Raw genomic sequence first — 15,505 nt, 5'->3', positions numbered from 1 at the left:
TGCACGCGATCCCGCACGCATCCTCCAAATATCCACAACTCAGGCGAGGCCATATGACCGGCACCGACACCGAACGATTCCACGTGCTCACCGGAGGTCCCGGTTCGGGCAAGACGACACTCATCGAAGCGCTTGCGGCGGCAGGCCACGCAACCGCGCCGGAGGCCGGGCGCGGCATCATCCGCCAGCATATGGCGGTGGACGGCCCTGCCCTGCCATGGAACGACCCGGCACTCTTCGCCGAACTGATGCTTGCCTGGGAAATGCGCTCGCATGAAGCGGCGAGAGCGGGAACCGGCCCGGTTTTCTTCGATCGCGGCGTGCCGGACGTGATCGGCTATCTGTGTCTCACCGACCTTCCGGTGCCGCTTCATGCCCGGAAGGCCGCCGAGCATTTCCGCTACAACCGCAAGGTGTTCATCCTGCCGCCCTGGCCGGAAATATTCTCTCAGGATGCCGAGCGTCGGCAGGATCTCGACGAAGCCCATCGCACCTATCAGGCAATGGTCGAAACCTACCGCGCCTGCGGCTACGACCTTGTCGAAGTCCCGCGCCTGACCGTGCCGGAACGGCTTCGCTTCGTGCTCGACGCGATAACCCCCACCTGATGGCGGCGGGCGGTGCCGATGGCCCCGCGGCGACAGCAGGCTTGCAAGGCGCACCTATATTGCGTGCCCGCCACACCTGTCCGGCGTTGCTGCGACAGCCCTCTATCCCTGTTGCGCTGATGCGCTATATGCGGTTTACGATAGGCTCCAGCTTGATTAGAGCTAGTCACGCGATTCACCGGAAGTACATCCGCACATGGCCGAAGACCACATCCGCTACGATATTCTGGCACAGGAAGCCCTGCGCGGCGTTATGCGCAAGGTTCTGGCGGAGGTTGCGCGCACGGGACTGCCGGGGAACCATCATTTCTTCATCACCTTCCTGACTGGGGCGCCGGGCGTGCGCATTTCCAGCCGCCTGCGCGAACGCTACCCGGAGCAGATGACGATCGTCATCCAATTCCAGTACTGGGACCTCAAGGTCACTGAAACCGGCTTCGAAATCGGCCTGTCCTTCTCGGACATTCCCGAAAAGCTGGAAATCCCCTTCTCGGCCGTGCGCGGTTTCTATGATCCGTCGGTCAATTTCGAACTCGAATTCGACGTCAAGATCGAGGGTGGCGTGATCGATTCGCTCGACCAACAGCCGGAGGAAGAAAAGGTCCCCGTCAAAAGCGAGAGCCGCGCGAAAAAAGCCAAGGTCGAGGAAGCGGTGGCCGAAGCCGGCGAGAGCAAGGGCGCCGACGTCGTTTCATTGGACGCCTTCCGCAAGAAATAGGAACGCATGGCCTTGGCGGACATCGTCAATCTACGACAATTCCGCAAGCAGAAGGCGTGCGCCGACAAGGAGCGCGAAGCCGAACAGAGCCGTGCCCTGCATGGGCGCAGCAAGGCTGAAAAGCAGCGCGATCGCAAGCAAGCCGAGCAGGCTTCACGTTTCATCGAAGGCCACAAACGCGAGAAGAATGACGACCCGGCCCCCTCGCAAGAGGGCGCGCCACGGTGAGCCTGGTGCGCAAGCACTCGGTGACCATCCGCGGTCATCGTACCAGCTTCTCGCTCGAACAGCCTTTCTATGACGATCTTGTCGTCATAGCCGCCCAGCGCGGCCTGACACTGTCGGCGCTCGTCGCCGACATCGATGAAAACCGCCACCGTGAGGCCAATCTGTCGTCGGCGCTGCGCCTCAGCGTGCTCGAATGGGCCAAAAGGCAGTCTGACAGATGACCGGCGAAACTCTCACATCAATCCTCATGGCCGCTTGAATGCCGGGCGCACACGATCTGCTTGAACGCGCCGCCCTCAACAACGCCCATTGGTGCGACAGTGTCTGTGCTGCGCATGGCAGGCCCGGTGAGTTCCAGCCCCACATATGGCTTCAGCATGATGGGTCGCCGCCCTTCTATCCCGACGCGGTGACGTTGAGCGCGCAAGAAGGCCGGAGCCAGGAACGGCATATCGTAGCACTTGCCCACGCGCGGCCCCATGCTGTTGCCGTCAAGGACAGCTTTTGCCGCCTCGATCTTGCCGGGCACGGCTTTGAAATCCTGTTCGATGCCGACTGGATTGCCCTTCCCTTCCCGGAGGCGGACCGGGAAAGTCCGGCTGCCTTATCCTGCCTCCAGATGCGCAGCGATGCTGAGCTTCAGCGCTGGGAGGACAATTGGGCAGGGACATCGGCGCCAGCCGGTTCGCGGATATTCCTGCCCGGCCTGCTGTCCGGTCCGGACATCCGCTTCCTGCTTCTGCTGGCGGACGGCATCCCGATCGGTGGCGGCGTGCTGAGCCATGCGGCGGGCGTGACCGGCTTGTCGAATGTGTTCTCGCAAGGCTTGCCTGCGGAAGCCGTCTGGAAGGGACTGGTCACGGAGGCGGCCCGGATATATCCGGGCCTGCCCCTGGTCGGCTACGAGAGCGGCGACGATCTGGCGACCGCCCGCCGCGCCGGCTTCGAAAGCATCGGGCAATTGCGCGTCTGGCTGCGTCGGTAGAGCATGGTGGAATCACATACATGCGGCAAAATCAATGAGATAGACCCATGATGTCACCCGAAAACCGCTTCGCGCTTTTCGGCATCATGCTCTAAATCTTCGCGACCAGCGCCGCCAACTGGTCGGCGCATTGTCCCCAGCCTTCGTGGAAGCCCATCTTCTCATGCATATCGCGGTTTTCGACCGTCCAGTGGCGCGCGCGGGCGGTGTAGCGGGTCTTGCCGCCGACATCCTCGAAGGTGATGATGCCGGTGAAGAACGGCTTTTCGGAAGGCTGCCAGCCTTCGGTATAGGCGTCGGTGAAGACCAGCTTTTCGTTCTTCACCACCTCGAGATAGACGCCCATGTTCGGATAGTCCTTGCCGTCCGGGTCGCGCATGACGAAGAGGCTGCGGCCGCCCGGCCGCAGGTCGACTTCGACTGCCGAGGTCGTCCAGGGGAGCGGTGCAAACCACTGCACCAGCAAATCCGGCTCGGTCCAGGCTCGGAAGAGTTTTTCACGCGGCGCGTCGATCATGCGGGTCAACACCAGTTCGCGGTCGGCTGCGGAAGCGGCTTCGTTGGCGGCGGTCATCTGCATCTCCACTTGTTGTCAATGCCATAGGGACGCGCGACGCAGCCGCACCCCGACATTCGCCATGCAAGTTTTTTCGTCGGCGCGGAGCGCCGACGTCACCCACCATTGCCCAACGTGCGCAGAAGTCCCTCGATCGAATCGGGATCGAAGGTTCTGGGGGCGACGGCGGGCGGGGCCGGCTGGCTGGGCGCAGGCAGCGGCGCGCGTTCGATTTCGGAAGGCTGGCCGGCGCTGTTTCGCTCGGCATCCATGCGCGCCTTGTCGGCCCTGGCCTTGGCCTCCGCTTCCGCACGCGACCTGGCTTCCGCTTCCTGCCGGGCTTTCTCGGCCTGCCGTGCGGCAGCCTCTTCGGCGGCGCGAGCTTTCGCTTCCGCCTCAGCCTTGGCCTGCGCTTCCGCCTCGGCTTTCGCCCGTGCTTCGGCTTCGGCGCGCGCTTTGGCTTCAGCTTGCAGGCGCTCCTCTTCCTGCTTGCGGCGCAGTTCCTCGGCGGCGCGCTCGCGCTCCTCCTGCAACGACGCATAGTAGCGGGCTTCGCGGCGCAGCCGCTGCTTTTCCAGCACTTCGGCCTGCATGGCTTCCACCCGCGCCTGTTCGCGCTCCAGCGCGCGCTGGGTCAGGAACTGCGCCAGCGGACCGCTGTCGAGCTTGCGCGCGGGCGCGCTTATCGGTCCCGAAACGGTGAAGCGCAGGCTGGGCTCCGACCCTACCAGCGCCTCGTCGCCGGGCGTGTAGGCAATGGTGCCGTCCGCCGCCACCGTACCGTCATTGAGGTCGGCGCGCAGGTCGGTGGAAAGCCGGGCGGCCGGCGTCTCGAAGCTGAACGGCGGCACGCGCAACACGCCGCCTGCAACGGTGAAGGCGATGTCGGCCTCGCCCGCCGGGAAGCTACCCGCCGAAACGATCCGCGGCCCGAACCCGGCGGTGCGTGCCGCATCGACGTCGCGGCCAACCTCGTCGGCCTTGGCAATGAGCGCCGGCAAGGCGTCCGGATTGACGTTGGGCACCACCAGTTTCTTCACGCCGGCCGTGCCGGAACCCGACAAGGCGGCAACCAGCGCGCCGACCGACTTGCCGCTCGCCGTGAGCTGAGCGGCAAGGTCGCCCTGCCCGACAAGGCCGCTATCGGGCAGCGCCGCGGCCAGATCGACGCCGTCGAGCTTCATCTGGCCCGAAAACAGGCCCGTGCCTCCGTCGTTGCGCAGCTCGAACAGCCCGGCAAACTGGCCACCGAACAGACGCGCGCGCGCGTCCGAAAGCCGCAAGCCTTCGCCGTCGAGGTTCAACCTCAGTTTTGCATCATAGGCATTGGCAAGGCCTGCCACCGAAACCGTACCGGCCGTCAGGTCGAGATTGGCGGCGAAGGGCGTCAGCGGCTTCGACGCAAACGGCACGGAAGACCACCCCTTGCCGGTTGGTGCGATCGCCTGTTCGCCCAGCACCATCGCCAATGCGGGGTCGAGATTGAGTTCATCGAGCGACAGCGCCCCGGTCAGCAGCGGCACGCCGTTCTTCACTTCGGCGTTGACGGCGCCGGACACCGCGCCCTCGTTGATGACCCCGTCCAGATTGTCGAGCACCAGCAGGCCATTGCCGTAGTCGGCATCGGCGGCAAGCGTCAGCGGCGTGCCCATGCCCATGCCGGGCAGGCCCAGGCCGGCGGTGATCATCCACGGCTCGATGTCGGCGGCGTCGATGGCAATCCTGCCCTTTGCCTCCGCTCCCTCGTCGGCAAGCACCGCATTGCCGTCGAACTTTGCGGAAAATCCATCGCCGGTGAGGCTGAAAGCCGTATCGAGACCGCCTGCCGCGCTTCCCCTGGCCGAAAGCGTAAGCGTGCCGGGGCCGGTCAGGCCAAGCGGTATGGAGGGCACGCCGGCCAGCGCCATCAGCGCGGTGGCGTCGTCGTTACGCGCCGACAGTGAAAGCGACAGCGGAGCTTTTTCCGGCATCTGCGACAGGCCCTTGGCCGAAAGCGTGGCAGAGATCGCCGAACCGCCGGCATTGCCTTGCAGGCTCAGCGCCGCGCCGGTGGTGCCATCGTCATTGGCGGCGGCACTCGCCACGACGTCGATGCGGGCATCCTCGAACAGTCCCGGATAGGCCTGCGCGCGGGCATTCAGCCCTTCCAGCAGTCTGTTGTCGGGATAGTGCCCGGCCGCGAGCCTGACGAGCGGGGCAAGATCGACCGCCACGACAGAGGCATCCAGATTGCCGGTCGGATTGTCGGGAAAATCCTTCACCCGGCCGGTGGCGCTCACCGAGGCTCCGGCCAGTCCCTCCACCGAAAGCCTGTCGATTTCCAGAACCCCGCCACGCAGGCGAAGCGCCGTATCCACATGGTCGGCCGACAGGCCTCCTGCCGATACCGGCCCCGCCTTGATGTCGAAGTCGAGATCGCGGTCGGCAAAGCGGTTTGCGCCCTTGTCGCTGACGAACAGCGAGGCGAAAGCCGATAGCCCTTCCACATCGAGCGCCTCGCCATCCAGTTTCAGCGTCACCGAGGGGCGCATGTCCGTCGGCTGGCGGCTGTCGATGCGGCCACGGAATTTCGCGTCACCCAGCACCAGTTCGAGATTGTCGAAGCTCTGCCGGTTTTCGGTCATGTCCACATCGGCGCTGAAGCCGGCGGCCGGCAGACGCCGGATCGCCTCGTCCACGTCCGAGGCCACCCAGGCGGCGAAGCCCGATGGCTGGCCGACAGCCAGCAGCAGCGCGCCCCGGAAGCCGAATTCCTGCCCGGTGCGCAGGAAGCCGTCGGCCTCCAGCGTGGTGCGGCCAGGCAGCGTCGCCGCCAGCGACTTGATCTTCCAGCCGCCCTCCGCCGGCTCGGCCGAGAGGTGAATGTCGCGCGCGGTCGTGTCGCCCGCGACGATTGCCGGCAGGTTGACCTCGACGGTGCCGGGAATGGTCGGGCGCGGCAGGCCGGCCAGTGCCTTTTCCAGGGCCGAGATGCGCTCGGCAAGCGTCAGCCCCTCGCCTGTGTCGCCCCCCGCGACGGCTTCGTCGAAACGCACCTGCGCACCCTTGGCCTCGATGGCGAAGCGGGGCGCGGCGCCCAGCTCGATGAGCGCCGTGCCGTCCGCTGTGTAGGGATTGTCCAGCGGGCCGGTCTCGAAGCGGAAACTGTCGATGCTGAGCTTCTGGTGGTCGAGGCCGAACGCTCCATTGAGCCGGAACCCCGGCTCCGGCTTCTTGCCTGCAGTCTTCACCGCCTCGCCATCACGGTGCGGCTTTTCGGGCGAACGGCCGATGATCTTGAACTGCCCGGCATAGGCGCCCGCGCCATTCTCGAAGCGCGCATTGCCATCGGTCTCGATGGTGAAGGGGTAGAGCTCCGGATCGGCCTTGACGCGCACACGCAACTGGCCGTTCGCATCCACCGCGCCGGTAGAAGCGGCAATGGTGGTGTGCATGCCGTCAACCAGCATCGTGCCGTTGGCGCGCCATGGCCCGGCGAGCGACTTGGCCGAGATTTCCGTGTTGATGCCGGTCAACCGATGTACGCGCCCGCCCGCGCCGTGGCGGATCGTCACTTCGCCGTCGCTGATCGTCAGCTTTTCCAGCGCGATCCGTCTCGGGTCCATCGGCGTGGACGGGCGCATCGCCCAATCCACCGTGCCGTCTCCGGCAATGTCGATGACGGCCCGCGGCCGCACCAGCCGCATGTCGAAGATCAGCAATTCGCCATGCATGAAGGGCGCCAGTTCGGCATCCATGGAAAAAGTTTCGACCGTCATGGCCGGCTCGCCGGCGGCCGAAGCGCCCACCGACACGTCCGAGAAGGTCACGGAAGGAAACGGCAGGAGCCGCGCGGTGGCGGAACCCTCGACGGTGACCTTGCGGCCGAGGATGGCGCTCGCCTCGCGCTCGAAATCGGCACGGTAGGAGGTCCAGTCGATGAAATAGGGTGCGACCAGCGCTGCCGTCAGCGCCAGCACGATCAATCCGCCCACGAAAACAAAGAGTCGGGCCAGCATCTCACTCCGGCAATTCGCCCCAAACGAGCCAGCACTGTACCCTTATGAGCGTGTCGATAAAGAGGCATGTTGGCCGGGGGAACAGATGTCCCCCGGCCAGATCGTGTCACGGTCTGTGCATGCGGATCACCGCAAGCGGGCGCCCTTCATCGTCCTGCGCAAGCCGCGCGGTCTCGGCAAACCCCAGGCGCGCGTAGAACAGGCAGGCATCGCGGTTGTCGGCGTAGACCTCGACGTCGAGTGCGCCCTTCAGCCGCGCTGCGTGAAGCACAAGCTGCTTCCCCAGGCCCTGTCCGTGATGGGACGGGTCCACGAAAAGCCCGCCGATGAAATTGTCGAGCAGGCCGATAAAGCCGGCCGGACGGCCATCTGCGACGATGACCCAGTTTTCGGCCTTGGGCAGATAAACGTCTCCGACGATTTTCATCTGCGCCAAAAGATCGGCTTCACCGAGGAAGGAATGGCCGACACGCGAGGCCGCCAGCCAGATGTCGAGAAGGCGTTCGCGGTCGCACGCGGCCGCATAGGGACGAATGTCCGTAGTGGTTGTCATGAGTATGATCCGTGATGTTATGAAAAAACAGAGAGCGGCGCGCACGCGTCGTCGCGCGGCGTTGCCGCCGTCATCCGCCCTCAGGCGGACATTCTCGAAATGAGTTCTCTGCGCATAAACATCCTTGTGGACCGGTTGTCTTTTCTCCTGGCCGGATGCCGAAGTCAACGGTGTCGGAAGTGACGGGCTCGTGATCTCACGGGTTCTGGCCGCGGGCATCGCGCTTGGCCTGCGCCACCTGCGCCGCCTTGCGCTGGCGCCCGAGCTCCATCGGCCGGATCAGGTTCTTGGGCTTGCGGCTGGCATTCGCCCGCATGCCATTATGGGCATGGCGCGTGTTGAAATCCGATGCGCGCGCCTCCGCCTTCTTTTTCTTCATCTCAAGGGCGCGCTGCGCATTCTCGATATGCTCAAGACTGGCCGCCAGTTGCCGCCGGCGCTCGGTCTCGGTGTTCAGCCGGCGCATGGCCATGGCGAGCACGGCAAGCTTGGTGCGCGAACCGGCTTCGCCCGTGGCCGGTTTCGCGCCCTTCGGTGCGCCCTTGCCGCGAATTTCCCGGCGACGGCGAAACACGTCGGCCTGCGCCTTGTCGCGTCGCTCGCGCATGAGCTTGACCAGGTCCGACAGGTCCGCATCGGAAAGCTCCTGGACAGCCGGATGGTGCGATTTCTCGACCAGCTCGCGTTCATCCGCGTTCAGTGCCCGTGCCTCTTCCTTGCGTGATATCGCCATCTCGTCTGCTCCTCGCCTGCGGGTGTCTCCAGAAAGGGAATGCACCCAGAATGTTTGGCGCAAGTTGCAACAGTCAAGCCGCTCTCCGACGAAACGCCTGATTCTCACGATCCCGGTTTCATGCTAGATTGCGTAGTCTGGCCGAATGTGCCTCCGCCGTCCGACCTGACGGATTTCCAGAAGTCTGGATTATCTAGGGAGGAAAACATGACTTTCGCCGATTGGAGGTTGGAAGGGGACTGGATCAAGAATTGCAGTTGCGCCTTCGGCTGCCCCTGCGATTTCAACGCAAGGCCGACGAAAGGCTATTGCGAGGGCCTGGTGGGCATGCACATCACCAAGGGCCATTTTCGGGACGTGAAGCTCGATGATCTGTGCTTCTGCGTCACCGTGCATTTTCCCGGCGCCTTGCATGAGGGCAATGGCGAGGCCCAGCCGATACTCGACGAGCGGGCAAGCCCAGAACAGCGCGATGCGCTGGGTGCGATCCTGTCAGGCGAAAATTCGGCCGAGGGAACGTTGTTTCATATCTTCAGCCTGATCGTGACCAGGATGCATGACCCGATCATCGCGCCATTCACCTTCGTCTTCGATCGGGATGGCCGTACCGCCAGGATTATCGTACCCGGAGTGATCGAGACCGAGGTGGAGCCGATCAGGAACCCCGTCACCGGTCAACCGCACCGCATCGAGGTGGTGATGCCGGAAGGTTTCGAGCACCGCATGGCCGAGGTCGCTTCGGCCAACATCAGCAGCATGGGTGCTATCGCGTTCAAGACGGAGGGAACGCACAGTTCGCTTGCCCATGTGGTGCAGACGCCGCAGGGCGTCGCAGCCTGACACGCGCGCGCCGGGGCAGTCCCGGCGCATCGTTTGGTTTTGCTGAAAAGACGTGACCCGTGACGCTCCTCGTTGCCCTGCACCGGCATGACCGGACGATCGTCATACTGATACTGCTTGCCGCCATTGCCGCGAGCTGGGCCTATCTGCTGTTCGGCGTGGACGCCGCCATGCCCGAGATGGACGACATGGGCATGGCCATGTCTCCGCCCGGCTGGACCGGCGGGCAGGCCGCGCTGACATTTGCCATGTGGGTTGCGATGATGGCGGCGATGATGTTGCCAAGCGCTGCGCCGATGCTGCTGTTCTACGACGTCATCGCCCGCAAGCGGAATGCCGGCAGCGCGGCTATCGGCCCGACCAGCCTGTTCGGTCTCGGTTATCTTGCCGTCTGGGCCGGCTTCAGCGCGCTTGCGGTGGCGCTGCAATACGGCCTCGACCGCGCCAATCTGCTGTCACCCATGTTGCAGACCACGAGCGTGGCGCTGACGGCCGCGCTTCTGGTCGCAGCCGGCGTCTATCAATGGACGCCGCTGAAACAGTCCTGCCTGCGCCACTGCCGTTCGCCGCTGGATTTCGTGCTGCAGCATTGGCGCGGCGGCCGCCGCGGCGCGTTTGCAATGGGCAGCACCCATGGCCTTTACTGCCTTGGGTGCTGCTGGATGTTGATGCTGCTGCTGTTCGTCGGCGGCGTGATGAGCTTTGCCTGGATTGCCGCCATCGCGCTTTTCGTTCTGGTGGAAAAGCTGGCGCCGGCGGGCCACTGGATCGGCAAGGCCGCCGGCGTCGCCCTGATCGGCTGGGGCGGCTATGTGCTGACTTCGCTATTCATGGGCACGTGAGGTTCGAGCCTTAGCCTGGCAGCACCTTGCCCGGATTGAGAATATCGAGCGGGTCGAGCGCGGTCTTGATCGAGCGCATGACATCCACCGCCTCGCCGAGTTCATGGCGCAGGAAGCCCTTCTTGCCCTGCCCCACGCCATGCTCGCCGGTGCAGGTGCCGCCCATGGCAATGGCGCGCATATTGAGCCGCCCGACGAACTCCTCGGCCTGCTCGATCTCTTTGGGCTCGTTCGTGTCCATCAGCACCAGCGTGTGGAAATTGCCGTCACCGACATGGCCGACGATAGGCGCTATCAGGCCCGTGCGGGCAATGTCGGCCTCGGTTTCGGCGATGCATTCGGCAAGCCGCGAAATCGGCACGCAGACATCGGTCGAAAGTCCCTTGGCGCCGGGCCGCAGCGTCAGCGACGCCCAATAGGCATCGTGGCGGGCCTTCCAGAGCTTCGCGCGCTCCTCGGCCACCCCCGTCCAGAGGAAGGGGCCGCCGCCATATTCGGTCGCGATCTCGCCGAAGGTTTCGGCCTGTTCGGCAACGCCTGCTTCGCTGCCGTGGAACTCCACGAACAGGCAGGGGCTTTCCGGATAATCAAGGTGCGAATACTGATTTATCGCCCGCATCTGCAAGCCGTTGGCCAGTTCGATGCGCGCAATCGGAATGCCCATCTGGATCGTCATGATCACCGCATTGCAGGCCGCTTCCACCGACGGAAACGGGCACACCCCGCCGGAAATCGCCTGCGGAATGCCGTAGAGCTTCAAGGTCAGCGAGGTGATGATGCCGAGCGTTCCTTCCGAGCCGACCAGCAAGCGCGTCAGATCGTAGCCGGCCGAGCTTTTCCTGGCACGGCTGGCGGTGGTGATCGCGCGGCCGTCGGCAGTCACCGCCGTCAGCGCCAGCACGTTCTCGCGCATGGTACCGTAACGCACGGCATTGGTACCCGACGCGCGGGTGGAGGCCATGCCGCCAAGGCTGGCATTGGCGCCCGGATCGATGGGAAAGAACAGGCCGGTATCGCGCAGATGGGTGTTCAGTTCCTCGCGCGTCACGCCCGGTTCCACGACGCAGTCGAGATCCTCGGCATTGACGGCCAGGATGCGGTTCATGCGCGACATGTCCAGCGAAATGCCGCCGCCGGGCGCATTCACCTGCCCCTCCAGCGAGGTGCCGGTGCCGAAGGGAATGATCGGCACGCGATGCGCCGCGCAGGCCCGCACGATTTCCTGCACCTCTTCCACGTTCTCGGGAAACACCACGCCGTCCGGCATCTGGTTCGGAATATAGGTGGTGGTGTGGCCGTGCTGCTCGCGAATCGACGCGCCGGTCTGGAACCGTTCGCCGAAGCGCTGCCTGAGGATGCCGAGCACCGCCGAAATCCCCTCATCGTTGCGCTCGGCTGCCGCCACGTCGCGTAAAGCCATCGATTCCTCCGCTATTGGACTATGAGCAGTCAGTGAGAAGCGTTTATGGATAGAGCTCTTGGAAACGCCGAAATGAGGAAACTGTCAATGCCCCTTCCTGCCCCCTTCGTCTCCCATGTCATGGAGATGGAGAAAGACTGGATCGACTATAACGGCCACCTCAACATGGCCTATTACCACGTCATATTCGATCGTGGCTCCGAGGCCGCCCTCGACCTGTTGAGCCTTGGCGCGGAGTATGCGCGCGACCGCAGGCTGACCCTCTACACCGCCGAAGTGCACCTGTGCTATGTGCGCGAATTGCTCCTGGGCGACAAGGTGACGGTGACATTCCAGGTTCTCGATTACGACGAGAAGCGCTTGCGCACCTATCAGGAGATCCATCATGTGGACGGGTGGCTTGCCGCAACCGCCGAGACGCTGTCGCTGCATGTCGACATGAACGGGCCCAAGGTCGCGCCCTTCCCCGAGGACGTCATGGAAAAGCTCCAGGCCACGGCTGCCGCCCATGCCGCCCTGCCGGTGCCCGAGCGCGCAGGCCGCGCGATCGGCATCAAGCGCAGGAAGGGCTGACGCCGCTTCCATCCCGACAGAGCATTTTGCAGCCGGACGGTATCGTCTGACGTTGCACAAATGCGGCCAGAAAACCCCGGCCGGGGCAGCGGAAGCGCGTTCGTCGCAACACTCGCTGCTCCAGCGGCCCGTTCGACAGGCGCCGGAACAACCGGCGCTTGCAAATCCGCCAATCGTTAAAATTTTAGTGGTAAATGAGGCATTAACCTTAAGGGTTTTTGCACAGTTTGAACCATGGGGGTGGATTGATCCCACCGGCATGGCTGGCACAATCCATCCAGATTCGACTCGAAACCGAGACGGCGGGGGCGGCGCCGTTCGGAGGATTGGCATGAAGATTGACGTTGCTCAGATGTCGAGCCGCCTGGCGTCCGATCATACGATAAGTGATTACGACTTCTGGCGCGCGCTGAAGACAATAAACAACGAACTATACCGCATAGAACGTCTTCGGATGCCTATTCCGATGAAGATGATCTATGCACGTGCGATCATCACATCCGCGCGCAGCAAGCGCAATCCAAGTATATAGGCGCGCGCCCACTTTCCTCGCGCCGTGGTGAAAACCCCTGCCACACGGCTTCAGCCAGCCGGATGGAGATCGGCACAAGCCGCCTTTTGCACCAAGTTCGCGGGTGGCGCTCCCGGCCGCATTAACCAAGCGATACCTTGCCCGGTTAACGCGACCGGCCATGCCATCTCCTATGACGACAGCTTTTCCTTGAGGAAAGCGACCGTGCGCTGCCATGCCAGATCGGCAGCGGCCTTGTCGTAGCGCGCGGCGGAAGTGTCGTTGTTGAAGGCGTGCTGCGCGCCGTCATAGACATGCACGGCATATTCCTTGCCGCCGGACTGGAGCGCTGCCTTGTAGGCATCGATGCCGGCATTGATGCGCTCGTCCTTGCCGGCATAGTGCAGCAGCAGCGGCGCTTTGATCTTCGCCACGTCCTCGCTTTTCGGCTGACGCCCGTAATAGGCGACGGCGGCATTGAGATCGGGCGCATTCACGGCCAGATCGTTGACCAGCCCGCCGCCCCAGCAGAAACCGATCGCGCCAACCTTGCCGTTGCCGCCGTCGAGCGTTTTCAGATAGCTCACGGTGGCGACACCATCGGCGATGGCCTGCTCGGGCGCGAGCTGGCTGAACATCTCGCGCGCCTTGTCCTCGTCGGATGGCGTGCCGCCAAGGGGAGACAGGAAATCCGGGGCCAGCGCGATGAACCCTTCCAGCGCGACACGCCGCGCCACATCGCGGATGTGCGGATTGAGCCCGCGGTTTTCGTGAATGACGATGACGGTGCCGAGCTTGCCGCTCGCCTCGGCCGGGCGCACCAGATAGCCCTTCATCTCGCCCCTGGAGCCGGGAAAGGTGATGTCTTCTCCCTTCACGCGCGCATCGTCCTCGGCCACGATCGCGGCCTGCGCCGAATTTGCCGCCAGCAGCGGCGCGATCGCGGCCGCCGCCGCGCCGGACCCGGCCAGCCTGGTCAGCTTATCCATGAAAGCCCGGCGGTCGAGCGTCAGGTGGGTATATTCGTCGTAGGCGTCGATCATCGCCTGGGTGATCGCGGGTCTGTTCATCTCATCCTCCTTTCTTGTGGTCTACGGGCACAAGTATGCGGTGGAGTGGCGGGCTTGCATCCATCAAATTTTCGTCAACCGGTGTCCACCCTTCCGCCACGCCACAAATCAGGGAAAAGCCGTGCGGCCGACTTGCGGGCAATCCGCTCACGCGGAAATGCCGCCTGCGCCGCACGACGCGACACTATCAACGAAGGAGGTTCCAATGACCTTCAAGACATTGATACCGGCAAGCGTCCTGTTTGCCGGCGCAGCCCTTTTCTTCCTGCCTTCCGCCGTTTTCGCGGCCAATCCCACCGCGGCCCAGAACGTCACCAAGGCCTGCAGCGCCAAATATGACGCCGCCAAGAAAGCCAATACGCTGCACGGTCAGACCTGGCAGCAATATCTGCACGACTGCAGCGCCTCCATGAGGGGCGGCGCGGCAGCCGCTCCTTCCAGGACCTATACGCCAGCCACTAGGTCCCCCTCGTTCTTCACGATTCCCGCGACCCCGGATGCGCAAAGGCAGGCCGCAGGCAGCGTTTCTCCATTGTTCAGCCTCGCCGCGGAAACGATGATGAACGGTCACAACGCGCAACCCATGCCGCGCAAAATGGGCTATCGGCAACGCCTGTTCAATTGCACCAACGAGTGGCATGCCGCCAGGGAGGCAGGTGCGCTTCCCCAGAACGAAAAATGGGCGCAATATTGGCGCGAGTGCGACGCGCGCCTGAAAGCCGGAGGTTGAGCAGAGGCCATGAACGCTCAGGAAATCATCTCTTCGATCTCGACCAGAACCGGCCTTGATCCGGCCAGGACCGAAATGGCGGTGGGCACGATACTCTCCGTGCTCGAGCACGAAGCGGGCGAAGACCGCATTGCCTCTCTGTTCGGGAAAGTGCCCGGAGCCGAAGACCTCGCTCACAGCCACGACGTCATGGCCGTATCCGAAGGCGGTGGCGGCGGCCTGTTGGGCACTATCGGATCGGCAGTGAATGGATTGCTCGGCGAAAAGGCCGGGGCACTGGTGAACGGTGTCGCGCAGCTTCGTGCCAGCGGGCTCGACGTCGAACAGATCAAGCAGGCCGGCGAAACACTGTTGGAGCAGGCCGAAGCGGCGGTCGGCCCCGATGCGATGAAGAAAATCGTGGACGCCGTGCCAGGCCTGAAAGGCCAGCTCGGGCTCTGACGAAACGGAACCGGCGCGAGGCGGATGCCGTGCGCCGGTTCGTCCGCCTGCACTCCTGCCAGCCTGCTCCCCCTCAGTCCCGCCGCTCCATGAAGCGGATGCGGTTGCCGAACGGATCGATCACCTGCATCTCCTTGCCCCACTCCTCGGAGGTGACGCCGGGCCGCATATAGCGATAGTTCCTGGCCGCAAGTTCGCGCTGGAACGCTTCCACACCCGCCATATAGACGACCATGTTGCCGCCGGGGCTGGCATCGCCCGAATGCTCGCTCAGGTGCAGCGTCAACCCGCCGCGTGAAATCTGCGTGTAAAGCGGGAAATTCTCGCCGAAGCGGTGTTCCCAATCCACCTTGAAGCCAAGGAAGCCGAGATAGAATTCATGCGCCTTGGCGACATCGAAGATGCGCACGATGGGTACGGCCTGTTCGAAGGCAATGCCGCCTCCCGGTGCGGCCATTTCCTGCTCCGCTTCGAGCCTCGCGGACAAGATGTTCCAGGTGGAAAGCCCGAACTGCCTTGCAACGATTTCCAGCGCCTCGCTGTGGGAAATCGTCAGGTTGCGCTCGGCAAGGGCTGTGCGCATGGCCTTCGCCATCGCCTTGGCGTCGAGATGGGTTCGCATGGCGTCTATCGATCCTTCGGTTGCGGCGAGAAGGTTCATCAGTGCCCGCATTGCTGATGCTCTCACCGTCCGGAAAG

The 15,505-nt window shown here is 63.9% G+C and carries 18 protein-coding genes; 11 read left to right on the top strand and 7 right to left on the bottom strand.

Annotated elements, in window-relative coordinates:
• The first annotated feature begins 53 nt into the window (after positions 1-53).
• From C7441_RS11680 to C7441_RS11660, 5 genes are all read left to right on the top strand, one after another.
• The gene (locus tag C7441_RS11680; protein WP_109613014.1) at positions 54-608 is read left to right on the top strand and encodes an AAA family ATPase; all 555 of its coding nucleotides are present in this window, start codon (positions 54-56) and stop codon (positions 606-608) included.
• A 196-nt stretch (positions 609-804) separates the two neighbouring features.
• Positions 805-1,326 (top strand): SspB family protein, encoded by a 522-nt coding sequence (locus C7441_RS11675; RefSeq protein ID WP_109613013.1) that lies wholly within the window; start codon positions 805-807, stop codon positions 1,324-1,326.
• A gap of 12 nt (positions 1,327-1,338) precedes the next feature.
• On the top strand, positions 1,339-1,554 hold the full coding sequence (locus C7441_RS11670) for a DUF4169 family protein (RefSeq protein ID WP_170125095.1): 216 nt from the start codon (positions 1,339-1,341) through the stop codon (positions 1,552-1,554).
• The gene (locus tag C7441_RS11665) at positions 1,551-1,775 is read left to right on the top strand and encodes a ribbon-helix-helix domain-containing protein (protein WP_109613011.1); all 225 of its coding nucleotides are present in this window, start codon (positions 1,551-1,553) and stop codon (positions 1,773-1,775) included. Before C7441_RS11670 ends, C7441_RS11665 begins: the two co-directional genes overlap by 4 nt.
• A gap of 38 nt (positions 1,776-1,813) precedes the next feature.
• Complete coding sequence (locus C7441_RS11660) at positions 1,814-2,539, top strand: hypothetical protein (RefSeq protein ID WP_109613010.1); 726 nt, start codon at positions 1,814-1,816, stop codon at positions 2,537-2,539.
• Between the two features lie 91 nt (positions 2,540-2,630).
• Here C7441_RS11660 and C7441_RS11655 read toward each other — a convergent pair whose 3' ends face one another.
• The 4 genes from C7441_RS11655 to C7441_RS11640 form a co-directional block, all read right to left on the bottom strand.
• Positions 2,631-3,113, bottom strand: a complete 483-nt coding sequence (locus tag C7441_RS11655) for an SRPBCC family protein (RefSeq protein WP_019171527.1) — start codon at positions 3,111-3,113, stop codon at positions 2,631-2,633.
• A 98-nt stretch (positions 3,114-3,211) separates the two neighbouring features.
• Complete coding sequence (locus C7441_RS11650; RefSeq protein WP_109613009.1) at positions 3,212-7,093, bottom strand: AsmA family protein; 3,882 nt, start codon at positions 7,091-7,093, stop codon at positions 3,212-3,214.
• A 106-nt stretch (positions 7,094-7,199) separates the two neighbouring features.
• Complete coding sequence (locus C7441_RS11645) at positions 7,200-7,646, bottom strand: GNAT family N-acetyltransferase (protein ID WP_109613008.1); 447 nt, start codon at positions 7,644-7,646, stop codon at positions 7,200-7,202.
• Between the two features lie 196 nt (positions 7,647-7,842).
• Positions 7,843-8,379 (bottom strand): hypothetical protein, encoded by a 537-nt coding sequence (locus C7441_RS11640; RefSeq protein ID WP_109613007.1) that lies wholly within the window; start codon positions 8,377-8,379, stop codon positions 7,843-7,845.
• A 207-nt stretch (positions 8,380-8,586) separates the two neighbouring features.
• Between C7441_RS11640 and C7441_RS11635 the strand changes: the two genes are divergently transcribed.
• Entirely contained in the window at positions 8,587-9,219 is a 633-nt protein-coding gene (locus C7441_RS11635; protein ID WP_109613006.1) for a DUF1326 domain-containing protein, read from the top strand.
• A gap of 59 nt (positions 9,220-9,278) precedes the next feature.
• On the top strand, positions 9,279-10,061 hold the full coding sequence (locus C7441_RS11630) for a DUF2182 domain-containing protein (protein WP_109613005.1): 783 nt from the start codon (positions 9,279-9,281) through the stop codon (positions 10,059-10,061).
• A gap of 10 nt (positions 10,062-10,071) precedes the next feature.
• On the opposite strand, the gene C7441_RS11625 is transcribed toward C7441_RS11630, so the two are convergent.
• The gene (locus C7441_RS11625; protein ID WP_109613004.1) at positions 10,072-11,481 is read right to left on the bottom strand and encodes an FAD-binding oxidoreductase; all 1,410 of its coding nucleotides are present in this window, start codon (positions 11,479-11,481) and stop codon (positions 10,072-10,074) included.
• 87 nt (positions 11,482-11,568) lie between these two features.
• On the opposite strand from C7441_RS11625, the gene C7441_RS11620 reads away from it, so the two are divergent.
• On the top strand, positions 11,569-12,054 hold the full coding sequence (locus C7441_RS11620; protein ID WP_109613003.1) for a thioesterase family protein: 486 nt from the start codon (positions 11,569-11,571) through the stop codon (positions 12,052-12,054).
• Between the two features lie 331 nt (positions 12,055-12,385).
• Positions 12,386-12,586 carry a hypothetical protein gene (locus C7441_RS11615; RefSeq protein ID WP_019171520.1) on the top strand — a complete coding sequence of 67 codons (201 nt, stop codon included), beginning with the start codon at positions 12,386-12,388 and terminating at the stop codon, positions 12,584-12,586.
• 170 nt (positions 12,587-12,756) lie between these two features.
• Here the strand turns inward: C7441_RS11615 and C7441_RS11610 are convergent, their stop codons facing one another.
• Complete coding sequence (locus C7441_RS11610; protein WP_109613002.1) at positions 12,757-13,635, bottom strand: dienelactone hydrolase family protein; 879 nt, start codon at positions 13,633-13,635, stop codon at positions 12,757-12,759.
• Here C7441_RS11610 and C7441_RS11605 point away from each other — a divergent pair.
• Both C7441_RS11605 and C7441_RS11600 read left to right on the top strand, forming a co-directional pair.
• On the top strand, positions 13,616-14,365 hold the full coding sequence (locus C7441_RS11605; protein ID WP_146201453.1) for a hypothetical protein: 750 nt from the start codon (positions 13,616-13,618) through the stop codon (positions 14,363-14,365). The genes C7441_RS11610 and C7441_RS11605 overlap by 20 nt on opposite strands.
• A 9-nt stretch (positions 14,366-14,374) precedes the next feature.
• Positions 14,375-14,806, top strand: coding sequence for a hypothetical protein (locus C7441_RS11600; protein ID WP_109613000.1), 432 nt, complete (start codon positions 14,375-14,377; stop codon positions 14,804-14,806).
• Positions 14,807-14,879: 73 nt separating this feature from the next.
• Here the strand turns inward: C7441_RS11600 and C7441_RS11595 are convergent, their stop codons facing one another.
• Positions 14,880-15,428 (bottom strand): glyoxalase superfamily protein, encoded by a 549-nt coding sequence (locus C7441_RS11595; RefSeq protein WP_109613091.1) that lies wholly within the window; start codon positions 15,426-15,428, stop codon positions 14,880-14,882.
• Positions 15,429-15,505 lie beyond the last annotated feature (77 nt).

Source organism: Pseudaminobacter salicylatoxidans (genome assembly GCF_003148475.1).
GTDB classification, from domain to species: domain Bacteria; phylum Pseudomonadota; class Alphaproteobacteria; order Rhizobiales; family Rhizobiaceae; genus Pseudaminobacter; species Pseudaminobacter salicylatoxidans.
This window is presented reverse-complemented; position numbering and strand designations above follow the sequence as displayed.